The 12,479-nt window shown below is 69.9% G+C and carries 13 protein-coding genes; 12 read left to right on the forward strand and 1 reads right to left on the reverse strand.

Annotated features, from left to right (window positions below):
• The first annotated feature begins 2 nt into the window (after positions 1-2).
• The 12 genes from ABZS61_RS12140 to ABZS61_RS12195 are packed head-to-tail and all read left to right on the forward strand — an operon-like array spanning position 3 to position 11,363.
• Positions 3-806: an ABC transporter permease gene (locus ABZS61_RS12140; protein ID WP_356418254.1), complete on the forward strand. Its 804-nt coding sequence runs from the start codon at positions 3-5 to the stop codon at positions 804-806.
• Positions 806-2,107 (forward strand): MCE family protein, encoded by a 1,302-nt coding sequence (locus tag ABZS61_RS12145; RefSeq protein WP_356418256.1) that lies wholly within the window; start codon positions 806-808, stop codon positions 2,105-2,107. The genes ABZS61_RS12140 and ABZS61_RS12145 overlap by 1 nt, the downstream gene beginning before the upstream one ends.
• Positions 2,104-3,135 carry an MCE family protein gene (locus tag ABZS61_RS12150; protein WP_356418258.1) on the forward strand — a complete coding sequence of 344 codons (1,032 nt, stop codon included), beginning with the start codon at positions 2,104-2,106 and terminating at the stop codon, positions 3,133-3,135. Before ABZS61_RS12145 ends, ABZS61_RS12150 begins: the two co-directional genes overlap by 4 nt.
• On the forward strand, positions 3,132-4,148 hold the full coding sequence (locus tag ABZS61_RS12155; RefSeq protein ID WP_356418260.1) for an MCE family protein: 1,017 nt from the start codon (positions 3,132-3,134) through the stop codon (positions 4,146-4,148). Before ABZS61_RS12150 ends, ABZS61_RS12155 begins: the two co-directional genes overlap by 4 nt.
• A 1-nt stretch (position 4,149) precedes the next feature.
• Positions 4,150-5,271, forward strand: a complete 1,122-nt coding sequence (locus ABZS61_RS12160) for an MCE family protein (protein ID WP_356418262.1) — start codon at positions 4,150-4,152, stop codon at positions 5,269-5,271.
• Positions 5,268-6,407 carry an MCE family protein gene (locus tag ABZS61_RS12165; protein ID WP_356418264.1) on the forward strand — a complete coding sequence of 380 codons (1,140 nt, stop codon included), beginning with the start codon at positions 5,268-5,270 and terminating at the stop codon, positions 6,405-6,407. The genes ABZS61_RS12160 and ABZS61_RS12165 overlap by 4 nt, the downstream gene beginning before the upstream one ends.
• Positions 6,404-7,663, forward strand: coding sequence for an MlaD family protein (locus tag ABZS61_RS12170; RefSeq protein ID WP_356418266.1), 1,260 nt, complete (start codon positions 6,404-6,406; stop codon positions 7,661-7,663). Before ABZS61_RS12165 ends, ABZS61_RS12170 begins: the two co-directional genes overlap by 4 nt.
• A complete protein-coding gene (locus ABZS61_RS12175) occupies positions 7,660-8,181 on the forward strand; it encodes a hypothetical protein (protein ID WP_356418268.1) in 522 nt (173 codons plus the stop codon). Before ABZS61_RS12170 ends, ABZS61_RS12175 begins: the two co-directional genes overlap by 4 nt.
• Entirely contained in the window at positions 8,178-8,780 is a 603-nt protein-coding gene (locus ABZS61_RS12180; protein WP_356418270.1) for a hypothetical protein, read from the forward strand. The genes ABZS61_RS12175 and ABZS61_RS12180 overlap by 4 nt, the downstream gene beginning before the upstream one ends.
• Before the next feature lie 14 nt (positions 8,781-8,794).
• On the forward strand, positions 8,795-9,325 hold the full coding sequence (locus ABZS61_RS12185; RefSeq protein WP_356418272.1) for a hypothetical protein: 531 nt from the start codon (positions 8,795-8,797) through the stop codon (positions 9,323-9,325).
• 41 nt (positions 9,326-9,366) lie between these two features.
• On the forward strand, positions 9,367-10,128 hold the full coding sequence (locus ABZS61_RS12190) for a hypothetical protein (protein ID WP_356418274.1): 762 nt from the start codon (positions 9,367-9,369) through the stop codon (positions 10,126-10,128).
• Positions 10,129-10,151: 23 nt separating this feature from the next.
• The gene (locus ABZS61_RS12195) at positions 10,152-11,363 is read left to right on the forward strand and encodes a lytic murein transglycosylase (RefSeq protein WP_356418276.1); all 1,212 of its coding nucleotides are present in this window, start codon (positions 10,152-10,154) and stop codon (positions 11,361-11,363) included.
• A gap of 3 nt (positions 11,364-11,366) precedes the next feature.
• Here ABZS61_RS12195 and ABZS61_RS12200 read toward each other — a convergent pair whose 3' ends face one another.
• Positions 11,367-12,428, reverse strand: coding sequence for an ATP-dependent DNA ligase (locus ABZS61_RS12200; protein ID WP_356418278.1), 1,062 nt, complete (start codon positions 12,426-12,428; stop codon positions 11,367-11,369).
• Positions 12,429-12,479: the final 51 nt, after the last annotated feature.

A 12,479-nucleotide genomic window follows, 5' to 3' on the forward strand; every position in this document is an offset into this window, starting at 1 on the left:
CGGTGTCGATACTCAGCCGGCTCGACCGGTCGGGTGACCAGCTCACCTTCTACGTACGGGCCCTCATCTGGATCCCCAGGACCCTGCGCCGCTACCTCAAGGAGGTCCAGCGGCTCCTCGCCGAGGTCGCCTTCGGCAGCGGCGGCCTGGGCGTCATCGGCGGAACCATCGGCGTGATGATCGCGATGACCCTCGCCACCGGTTCGGTCGTCGGCCTCCAGGGCTACGCGGCCCTCGACCAGATCGGCACCTCCGCGTTCACCGGCTTCATCTCCGCGTACTTCAACACCCGTGAGATCGCCCCGCTCGTGGCCGGGCTGGCCCTCTCCGCGACCGTCGGCGCGGGCTTCACCGCCCAGCTCGGCGCGATGCGGATCAACGAGGAGGTCGACGCGCTCGAAGCGATGGGTGTGCGGTCCATGCCCTACCTCGTCACCACCCGCATCATCGCCGGCGTCGTCGCGATCATCCCCCTGTACGCCATCGGGCTGCTCTCCTCCTACCTGGCCTCCCGCTCCATCACGGTCCTGTTCAACGGCCAGTCCGCGGGCACCTACGACCACTACTTCAATCTCTTCCTCTCCCCGGACGACGTGCTCCTGTCGGTGCTCAAGGTGCTGATCTTCAGCGTGCTGGTGATCCTTGCCCACTGCTACTACGGCTTCCACGCCACCGGCGGCCCCGCCGGGGTCGGCGTGGCCGTGGGCCGGTCGGTACGCAACGCCATCGTGCTCATCAGCGTCACCGACTTCTTCCTCTCGCTCGCCATCTGGGGCGCGACGACAACGGTGAAGGTGGCCGGCTGATGCCCTCGTCCACGGCGCAGACGGTGCGCCGCAGAATCGCCGGCGTGGCCTTCGTGCTCGTGCCCGTCGTGCTCGTGTGGGTATCGGTCTCGGTGTACGAGAAGGACTTCAGCGACGACGCCACCGTGACCGTACGCACCGGGAGCGTCGGCAACGAGATGCATGACAACGCCGACGTGAAACTGCGCGGTGTCGTCATCGGACAGGTGCGCGACATCGCGGCCGACGGCGACGGGGCGCGCCTGACCCTTGCCATCCAGCCCGACAGGCTCCGGCAGATACCCGCCGACGTGACCGCCCAGATGCTGCCGACCACCCTCTTCGGCGAGCGGTTCGTCGCTCTCGTGCCGCCGCAGGTTCCTTCCGCGCATACCCTGCAGGCGGGTTCCGTGATCCCGCAGGACCGCTCCAGCAACGCCATCGAGCTGGAGGAAGTCCTCGACAACGTCCTGCCGATGCTGACCGCGGTCAAACCGGAGAAGCTCGCCGCCACGCTCAACGCCGTCTCACAGGCCCTCGAGGGGCGCGGCGACAAACTCGGCGACACGCTGGTCACACTCGACGCCCACCTCAAGGAGTTCAACCCCCAACTGCCCACGCTGAACGCGGACATCAAGGAACTCGTCAAGGTGAGCGCCCTCTACGCGGACGCCGCCCCCGACGTCCTGGACGCGCTCACCGACTTCACCACCACCAGCGGCACCATCGCCGAACAGCAGGCGGAACTCGCCGATCTGTACGGGTCCACCACCGCGTCCGCCCAGGACGTCACGTCGTTCCTGCGGCGGAACAAGGACAACCTCATCCGGCTCTCCGCAGCGGGCCGGCCGACGCTGGAACTCCTCGCCGAGTACTCGGACGCGTTCCCGTGCACCCTGCGCACGATGGCGGGCTTCGTGCCGGCCATGGACAAGGCGCTGGGCAAGGGCACCGATCAGCCCGGCCTCCACGTCACCCTCAAGGCCGTGAAGTCGAAGGGAAGGTACGTGGCAGGCAAGGACACCCCGGTCTACAGCGCGACCGGCGGCCCGCACTGCTACTCGGTTCCGTACGTGGGCAGTACGGTCCCGACCGCCGATGCCCGCGCCACCGAAACGGACACCGGCCCGGCGGCGGGGGACAAGGCCACCGCGTCCGCCACCACCGACACCGCCTTGGGCATGCCCAACTCCCCCCAGGAGAGCCGGCTCGTCAACGAACTCGTCGCCCCCTCACTGAAAGTGCAGCCGCAGTCCCTGCCCGACTGGAGCAGCGTGCTCATCGGTCCGGCCTTCCGCGGTGCGGAGGTGAAGCTCAAGTGAAGCGCCGCTCCCTCGCGGGACCGCTCGCGAAATCCATCGTCTTCGTCGTGGTGACCGTCCTGGCCACCACCGTCCTGGCCCTCTCCATCGCCAACACGGGGGTCGGCGACACGACGACGTACCGGGCGAGGTTCACGGACGCCACCGGACTGGTCGTCGGTGACAGCGTCCGGATCGCCGGAGTCAAGGTCGGACAGGTCGAATCGATCGAGGTGGCCGACAAGCGGCTGGCCGAGGTCGCCTTCGCCGTCCGCAAGGGCCGCAAGCTGCCCGCCTCCGTGACCGCGTCGATCAAATACCTCAACATGGTCGGCCAGCGCTTCGTCGACCTGGACCAGGGGGCGGGCCCCGTCGGCAGGAGCTTCGCCGCGGGGGCGACCATCCCGCTCTCCCGCACGACCCCGGCCCTGGACCTCACCCAGCTCTTCAACGGGTTCCAGCCGCTCTTCGAAGGGCTGTCCCCGCCGGACGTCAACCAGCTCGCGGGCTCCATCGTCCAGGTGCTCCAGGGCGAGGGCGGCACCGTCGACAGCATCCTCTCCCACGTCGGATCGCTGACCGGCACCGTCGCGGCCAAGGACAAGGTGATCGGCGAGGTGATCAAGAACCTCAACACGGTCCTGAAGACCGTCAACGACCGTGAGGCGGGCTTCAACGACCTCGTCGTCACCCTCCAGAAGCTCGTCACCGGCTTCTCCGGCGACCGCAAGCCCCTCGGCGAAGCGGTCACGGCCATGGGCGCGCTCACGACCGTCACCGCCGGTCTCCTCGAGGACGGACGCAAGCCGCTCAAGGAAGACATCAAACAACTGGGCCGTCTCACCGGTCAGTTGGAGAAGGGGCAGCCGCAGATCGAGAGCTTCCTCGCGAAGACCCCCGCCAAGATGGAGGCAATCACCCGCCTCACCTCGTACGGCTCGTGGCTCAACCTCTACCTGTGCGAGGCCAAGGTTTCCGGAGTGAGCACCGAGGACGGCAGCGCCCCGCCCACCGGCATCGCGATCACCCGACCGAGGTGCCTGGCATGAGAATCAAGCCCGTACGGGAACGCAACCCCGTGGCCGTCAGCATCGTCGGACTCCTCGTCCTGTCCCTCCTGGGCCTGGCCGCCTACCGCGCCGACGCGCTGCCCTTCATCGGGGGCGGAACCACCTACAGCGCCGACTTCACCGAGTCGGCCGGACTCGACAGCGGCGACGAGGTGCGGATCGCCGGCGTCAAGGTCGGAGAGGTCACCGGCGTCTCGCTCGACGGCGCCAAGGTGAAGGTCGACTTCAAGGTGAAGGACGCCTGGATCGGGAACTCCTCCACCGTCGGGATCGCCATCAAGACCCTCCTCGGTGACAAGTACCTCGCCGTCGACCCGCTCGGCAACGCCCCGCAGGACCCCGGCTCCCGCATCACCGCGAGCCGCACCACCTCCCCGTACGACGTCACCCAGGCGTTCAACGGACTCGGCGAGACCATCGGGGAGATCGACACCGCCCAGCTCGCCCGGAGCTTCGAGACGATCTCCGAAACCTTCAAGGACTCCCCGCCCGACGTGCGCAGCGCGGCGAACGGGCTCTCGGCACTCTCCAGGACCGTCTCCGAACGCGACGCGCAGCTCGCCACCCTGCTCAAGGGCAGCAAGCAGCTCACCAAGACACTCGCCGACAAGAAGAGCAGCTTCGAAACCCTTCTGGAGGACGGCAACCTGCTCCTCGGCGAGATCCAGGCACGCCGCGACTCCATCCATCTGCTGCTCACAGGAACCCGGAACCTCGGCACCCAGCTCACCGGGCTCGTCACGGACAACGACAAGCAGCTGAAACCCACGCTGGACTCGCTCGGCCGGGTCACCGCCGTCCTGGTGAAGAACCGCAAGAGCCTCGACAAGGTGCTCGCGACGGCCGGCTCCTACAACCGGCTCGTGGGCAACACACTCGGCAACGGCCGCTGGTTCGACAACTACGTGTGCGGAGTCGTCCCGAAGGACTACCTGCCCGTCGGAACCCTTCCCGAGGACGACTGCATGCCGCCGAAGCAGGGGGGCCGCTGACATGAGACCCGCACGCATCATCGGCATCGGCGCCGGACTCGCCGTCGTCGCCGTGGCCGCCACCTCCGGTGTGATGGCCATGGACGACGCCGGTAGGACGACGGTCACCGCCTACTTCGACCAGGCCACCGGGGTGTACGCCGGCTCGGACCTGCGGATCCTGGGCGTGAAGGTCGGCACCGTCGAATCCGTGGAACCGAGGGGCAAGGAGGTCGCGGTCACCCTGCGGCTCGACGAGGGCGTCAAGGTCCCCGAGGAGGCCCACGCCGTCGTCGTCGCCCCCAGCCTGGTCGCCGACCGCTACGTCCAGCTCGCGCCCGCGTACAGCGGAGGGGCGCAGATCGAGGACCACGCCGTACTGCCCGCCGCGAACAACGCGACGCCGATCGAGGTCGACCAGCTGTACGAGTCGATCACGGAGCTCTCCACGGCGCTCGGCCCGGACGGAGCCAACGCGGACGGAGCCCTGGCCGGACTGCTGGAGACCGGCGCGAAGAACCTCGACGGCAACGGAAAGGCCATCGGGGACTCCATCGAGCAGTTCGGCAAAGCGACGAAGACGCTCGACAGGAGCAGCGGGAACCTCTTCGACACCCTCACCTACCTGCAGACCTTCACCACGATGCTGAAGGAGAACGACGGCAACGTGCGTGCCGCCGAGCAGCAGCTCAACTCCGTCACCGGATTCCTCGCCGACGACAAGAAGAACCTGAGCGCGGCCCTGAAGGAGCTCGGTAAGGCGCTCGGCCAGGTCAAGGGCTTCATCCAGAAGCACCGCGGTGCCCTCAAGGAGAACGTCGACCTCCTGGTGCCGCTCACCCAGACCCTGGTCGACCAGCGCGCCTCGCTCGCGGAGTCCCTCGACACGCTGCCGCTCGCGGCAACCAACGTCCTGAACGCCTACGACCCGGCGAACCGCACCCTCAACGGCCGCACGAACCTCAACGAGCTGTCCATGGGCGGACCGCTCACCGAGGCAGAGGCAGCGGGTCTGGAAGGTCTGGCCCCGGTGGACGCCACCCGGCAGAAGGCGCTGCCCGTGCTGCCTCTGCCCGCGATCGGCACCGTCTACGGCACCCCGGGGAAGACCCGGACTCAGGAGAAGAAGGAGGCGAACCGATGAGCCGTGCCCTGCGCAGACCCGGAGCCCGCACGACCACGGGCCTCGCCGCCCTGCTCGCCGCCGGTGTCGGCCTCGCCCTCGTCGTCACCAGCGTCGACATGCCTTCCTTCACCGGCATCGACCAGGTGCCGCTGCCCGGCGGCGCCGACCTCGGAGACCACCCGTACGAGATCACCGCCGAGTTCGGGGACGTCCTCAGCCTCGCGCCGCAGTCCTCGGTCAAGGTCAACGACGTGGCGGTCGGCAGGGTCACCAAGATCTCGCTCACCCCCGGCGGCTGGACCGCGAAGGTCACCATGCGGGTCAACGGGAAGATCAAGATGCCCGCCAACGCGTACGCCCACCTCGAACAGTCCAGCCTCCTCGGCGAGAAGTACATCCAGCTCTCACCGCCCGCCGCCGGCACGGCCGAGGGCGCCCTCGCGGACGGCGACCGGATCCCGCTCACGCGCACCAACCGCAACCCCGAGGTCGAAGAGGTCTTCGGCGCCCTGTCGATGCTCCTCAACGGCGGGGGCATCAACCAGCTCAAGACCATCACCACCGAACTCAACAAGGCACTGGCCGGGCAGGAACCCCAGATCCGTTCGATGCTCAGCCGCGTCGACACGCTCGTCACCAACCTGGACGACCACAAGGAAGACATCACCGAGGCGCTCGACGGCGTCAACCGCCTCGCCGCCACCCTCGCCACCCGCAAACAGGACGTCGGCACCGTCCTCACCGGGCTGAGCCCCGGAATGAAGGTCCTGGAGAAGCAACGCGGTTCGCTCCTGACCATGTTGCGCTCGCTCGACACGCTCTCCACCGTCGCCGTCGAGACGATCAACCGGAGCAAGGCCGACACGATCGCGGACCTCAAGGCGATCGCCCCCACCCTCCGGGCCCTCGCCGACTCGGGCCAGGACCTGCCCGACTCCCTCCAGGTGCTGCTCACCTACCCGTTCACCGACGAGGTGCTGCGCGGAGTGAAGGGCGACTACCTCAACGTCTACCTGGATGTGACGGCCATACCCGGAACCCAGATCATCCCGGCACTCACCCCGGCCACCACGCCACCTGCCCGGCAGAAGGCGGCACTGCCCCTGCCCCTTCCCTCGATCACGACACCGGGAACGGAGGGCACCAGCCGATGATCACGCTCGCCATCCGGCTCAAGAACATCGCCTTTCTCGTCATCGCGGTGCTCGTACTGGGCTACCTCGGTGTGCGGTACGCCGACCTCGGCCACTACGTAGGCCTGCGCAGCTACTACACGGTGACGGTGCAACTGCCGCAGACCGGCGGCCTGTACACCCACTCCAACGTCTCCTACCGGGGCGTGTCCGTCGGCAGGGTCGGCCCGATCGAACTCACCGACGACGGTGTCGAGGCCGAACTGCGCATCGAGAACGACGCACCGCGCATCCCGGACAGCCTGGAGGCAGTCGTCGCCAACCTCTCCGCCGTCGGCGAGCAGTACATCGACCTGCGGCCCACCCGTGCGGACGGTCCCTTCCTGGAGAACGGCTCGGTCATCGACCAGGCCGACACCACGATCCCCGCCCCCGTCACCAACGTCCTCACCAGCGTCAACGACCTGACGGCGTCCGTCGACGCGGAAGCGCTGCGCACCGTCGTCGAGGAATTCGGTGCGGCTTTCGACGGGCGCGGTGACGACCTCCAGGTCCTGCTGGACACCGGCAGCGAGTTCGTCGAAGCGGCGGACGAGGCACTGCCGACCACCACGAAGCTCATGGCCGACGGCGAGACCGTGCTGCGTACCCAGGTCGAACAGGGCGACGCCCTCAAGGGCTTCGCGTCCGGTGCCGAGGAACTCGCCGCCGAACTCAAGGGATCGGACAGCGACCTGCGCCGGCTGATCGCCACCGCGCCCGACGCGACCGCGCAGATCAGCGGGCTGCTGCGTGACGTGGAACCCGGCTTCGGCGTCGTCGTCGCCAACCTCCTCACCACCTCCGAGGTCGCCGTCACCCGGCAGCGCGGACTGGAGGAACTCCTGGTGAGAGTCCCCGCGGTCGCCGCAGCGGGAGCGAGCGCGGTCGACGAGGACGGGGCCCGCTTCGGTATGTCCGTCACCTTCTTCGAGCCACTGCCCTGCACCGCCGGATACGGTTCCACGACCTACCGCAGGGGCACCGACCTCTCACCCGCCCCCGCCGTCAACACCAAGGCCCGCTGCGCCTCATCGCCCGGCACCGGGATCAACGTCCGCGGCAGCGCGAACGCCCCCAGGGGCGGGCCCGTGCCCGAACCGGCCGTGCCCGGCCCGCTCCTCACCGGCACCGGCACCGACGGGGACCGGCTCCCGGGTGCGTTCGGCACCACCGGCGGTACATCGTCGGCGCCCCAGGGCATGGCCGGCCTGCTGGGCCTCGGAGGTGGGCTGTGAACGCCCGGACGAAGAGCCTGAGCGGCTGGGCCGTGCTCATCGCCGCCGTACTGATCTGCGCGCTCGGCGGCTGGTCGTACGCGCAGGCGCGGGGCGACGACACCCTGTCGTACGCGAAGAGCCGTGACGCCGCCCTCGACGACGGGAAGCGGCACCTCGCCCGGCTGAACACCATGGACGGCAAGGACGGTACGTCCGTCGCGTCGGGGCTCGACGCATGGCTCGCCTCATCGACGGGACCGTTGCACGACGGGCTGAGGAACAGCCGCAGGAAGGACGCGAGCGAGCTCACCGAGGCCGGTGCCACGGCACGCGGGAAGGTCACCGACGCCGCGCTCACCGCGCTCGACGAACGCGCCGGGACCGCCGCGATGATCGCGACCGTCGACGTCGAGGTCACTCCGCGCACCGGAAAGGGCGGCACGGAGCGCAAGCGCTTCGAGGCGAGCCTCGCCCGGACCGGTGACGGCTGGAAGGTCAAGGTACTTGAGGCCATACCCGTCGGGAGCGGCACATGAAGCAGACCGGAGGGACCACGGTGACGATCACCGCCCCCGACACCACCCCGGATCTGGAGACGGGAGAGACCGGTGCCGACGAGGGGGCCGCACCGGGCCGCGGACGGCTGGCCCGAACCCTCGCCGCGGTCCTGGTCGTCGTCCTGCTCGCGGCCGCCGGCGCGTTCTTTGTCGCGGGGCAGCAACTCCGCGACACCCCCGCCACATCCAACCGCGCGCTGACCGACACGGCGGCGACCACCAGGGTCGCGGGCGATGTCAGCAACGCACTGGGCAAGGTCTTCTCGTACAGCCCGCAGGCCACCGCCGTGACCAAGGAGTCGGCGAAGCAACTGCTGGCGGGCAAGGCGCTCCAGCAGTACGCGGCGCTGTTCGGCCAGGTCGAGAAGCAGGCCGCCGACCAGAAGCTGACGCTCACCACCCACGTCGTACGCGCGGGAGTGACCCGGCTCAGTGGCAGCAGCGCCCATCTGCTCGTCTTTCTCGACCAGGTCTACGAGCGCGAGGGGAAGGCCGCCACCACCGCGGCGGCCCAGCTGTCCGTCACCGCCGAACTGCGGGACGGACGCTGGCAGATCGTCGAGATCACCTCCAGGTAAGGGGAGAGGCACCGATGGCACGGGTACGGACGACGAGGAATCCACTGCTGGCGGCAGCGATCGCGCTGACCGCCGTGGCGGCGGTCGCGGCGGGCTGGGGCGGCTGGTCCCGGTACGACGCCGCTCACGACGACTCGGCGGCCTACGCGCAGGCCCGCGACGACGCGCTGGCCGCAGGGGAACAGGCCGTGCAGAACATGAACACGCTCGACCACGCGAAGCTCGACCAGGGCCTCGACAGCTGGGAGGACTCGACGACGGGCGACCTCCACAAGCAACTCGTGGACGGACGCGACGGGTTCGCCGAGCAGATCGAGGCGGCCGGGACCGTCAGCACGGCCGAGGTGCTGTCGGGAGCGGTGACGGAACTGGACGAACGGGCCGGTAGGGCCGGCGTGATGGTCGCGGTGCGGGTCACCGTGACCGCGCCGGAAGGCAAGCCCGCGGTGAAGGAGAGCCGGATGCTCGGGCAGCTCACCCGTACCTCCGAGGGGTGGAAGCTCAGCGCCCTCGGCCAGGCGCCCGTCGGTAACTCCGCCGGCTGACACCGCCGCCCCCGGCCCCCGCCTTCGAGAGGACCCCACAGATGTCGACGACCCGTCACCTCGTGAACCGCCAGCGACGGTTGGCCTCCGCCGCAACCGCGACCGCCCCGCCCCGGGGGCGCGCCACCCCCGACCGGCCGCCCGTGGAGAACGGGCCGGCCGCGGACGATTCCGCGGACGACGCAGCCGCAGGTGCAACAGCGCCGGTGGACACGGACGTTGAGGATCCCGGCGCGGATCAGGGGTCCGTGGAGGAGGAGCCCGGGACCCTGCGCAAGCGCCCGCCCCGGCTCCGCATCCGGCTCCCCGCCGTCCTCTGCGCCGCCACCGTGCTCCTCGGCGCCTTCGCCGCATGGGCGTTCGCCTCCGCCGGCACACTGCGAGACGACCCGAGCCGGCAGAACAGCGCCCTCACCGACATCAGCCGGACCAGCGAGGTGAAGGGTCAGATCACCGAGGCGGTCGGCGCCGTGTTCTCGTACAACTACGCCTCGCCCGCGAAGTCCGACCGGGCGGCACGAGCCCATCTGGTCGGCCGGGCGGTGCAGCAACACAAGGACATGCTCGCCGAGGTACGCGCGCAGGCGCCGAAGCAGAAGCTCGTGCTCACCACGACCGTCACCCAGAGCGGCGTCGAACGGCTCGACGGCGACCGGGCCCGGCTCCTCGTCTTCGCCGACCAGAGCAACACCCGTACGGGCAAGGCGGAAGAGACGACCTACGCGGCGGCGATGTTCGCCGTGGACGCCGTGCGCCGCGGCGACACCTGGCGGATCTCCGCCATCGACACGTTCACCCAGTGACCCCGGGAGGGGAGGGAGCACGCATGAGGTTCAACGGAACAATGCGCCGCGGACTCACCGGCACGGCCACGGCCGTTGCCGCCATGGCCGCGCTCACCGCGTCCCAGGCACCCGGGCTCGTCGGCGGGTCCGACGACAGGCTGGCCGCGGCGGCGGACGACGTGGTCTGGACACAGGTGCCCAACGACGACAGCTACCACACGGAACTGCCGCCACTGGACACACCCGAGCCGCCGACGTCCGGCACGAGGCCGAACCCGGTCGTCGCACCGGCCTGGGCCGAAGCGGGCATTCCGGCGACGGTCTTCTCCGCGTACCGCAAGGCCGAGAACGCGCTGGGCCGTACCGACCCCGGATGCCGGCTCCCCTGGCAGTTGCTCGCGGCGATCGGCAAGGTCGAGTCGGGGCAGGCGCGCGGGGGACAGGTCGACGCCGGGGGCACCACGCTCTCCCCGATCCTCGGCCCCGTCCTCAACGGTGCGGGTTTCGCCAACATTCCGGACACGGACGGCGGTGTGTACGACGGTGACACCCGCTACGACCGGGCGGTCGGACCGATGCAGTTCATCCCCTCCACGTGGGCGCACTGGGGGAGGGACGGCAATGGTGACGGGCGCAAGGACCCCGACAACATCTTCGACGCCGCACTCGCCGCCGGGCACTACCTCTGTGCGGGGACGCGCAACCTGACGGTGCGGGGCGACCTCGACCGGGCGATCCTCAGCTACAACCACTCGGACACCTATCTGCGCACGGTGCTGTCCTGGCTGGAGTTCTACCGCAAGGGCACCCACCCCGTCGCCGACGGCAGCGGTGTGATCCCCAGGAGCCCCGGAGCGGGCGGCACCACCCCACCCAAGGCACCGGTCGGCGGCCCCGGCCGCCCGGACGACGACGGCGGCATCATCGTCGGCCCGCAGCCCACCCGGACCCCCGGACCCTCGACCTCACCCGGTCCCTCACCCTCGGACTCCGCCACCCCGGAACCCAGCGGTTCCCCGACGGACCCGGGCCCCAGCCCCGACCCGACCGCCACCGGGCCCACGGACCCGACCACCGATCCGGATCCCACGACGTCGCCCGACCCGACCACGGACCCCGGCACGTCACCGGACCCGGACCCCAGCACCTCCCAGCCGGGCTGCCCGACGGAGTCCGCGGAGCCCGGCCCGTCACCCACCACGACGCCCTCCGACGCACCCACGGACGATCCCTGCGCGACCCCCGCCGTGTGAGCGTCAGCCGGTCGGAAGCACCTCGGACAGGTCGTACCGCACCACTTCCTCCAGTTGCCCGTAGGTGCAGCCGGCGGGGGTGCGGTCCGGCCGCCACCGCCGGAACTGGGTGGTGTGGCGGAAACGGTCGCCCTCCATGTGGTCGTAGGCCACCTCGCAGACCCGCTCGGGGCCGAGTGCCACCCAGGACAGGTCCTTCTTGCCCGACCAGCGGCTCGGTGCCCCGGGCAGCCGTGACCCCTCGTGGGCGGCCGCGTCCGCCCAGGCCGCCCAGGGGTGCTCGGCGGGATCGATCCGCAGGGGTTCCAGCTCCTCGATGAGCTCGGCGCGCCGCTTCATCGGGAAGGCCGCACAGACCCCCACGTGCTGGAGCGCGCCGTCGGAGTCGTACAGCCCCAGCAGCAGGGATCCCACCACGGGGCCGCTCTTGTGGAAGCGGTAACCGGCCACCACGCAGTCGGCGGTCCGCGCGTGCTTGATCTTGTACATCGCGCGGACGTCGGGCCGGTAGGGCAGGTCGAGCGGCTTGGCGACCACGCCGTCGAGCCCCGCACCCTCGTACCGTTCGAACCATTCCTGGGCGACGACGGGATCCGTCGTGGCCGGAGCGAGGTGGACGGGGGCGGACGCACCGGAGAGCGCCGTCTCCAGCAGGGCCCGCCGTTCGGTCTGCACCGCGCTCAGCAGAGACCGGTCCTCCAGCGCGAGGATGTCGAAGGCCACCAGGCTGGACGGCGTCTGCTCGGCCAGCATCCGCACCCGCGAATCGGCCGGATGAATGCGTTCGCTCAGCCGGTCGAAGTCCAGCCGCCCCCCGTGCGCCACCACGATCTCCCCGTCGATCACACAGCGGGGCGGGAGGTTCTCCCGCAACGCCGTGACCAGCTCGGGGAAGTAGCGGGTGAGCGGCTTCCCGGTCCGGCTGCCGATCACCACCTCGTCGCCGTCCCGGTGCACGATCGCCCGGAAGCCGTCCCACTTCGCCTCGTACTGCATGCCCGGGGGAATGGCGGAGACGGACTTGGCGAGCATCGGTTTCACGGGAGGCATCACGGGCAGGTCCATGAACCGATTCTGGACCGTTCCGCGGAACGCGTCTCCCGATATGCGGCATAT

Origin of the sequence: Streptomyces sp. NPDC005566 (genome assembly GCF_040605575.1) — a bacterium.
GTDB lineage: Bacteria > Actinomycetota > Actinomycetes > Streptomycetales > Streptomycetaceae > Streptomyces.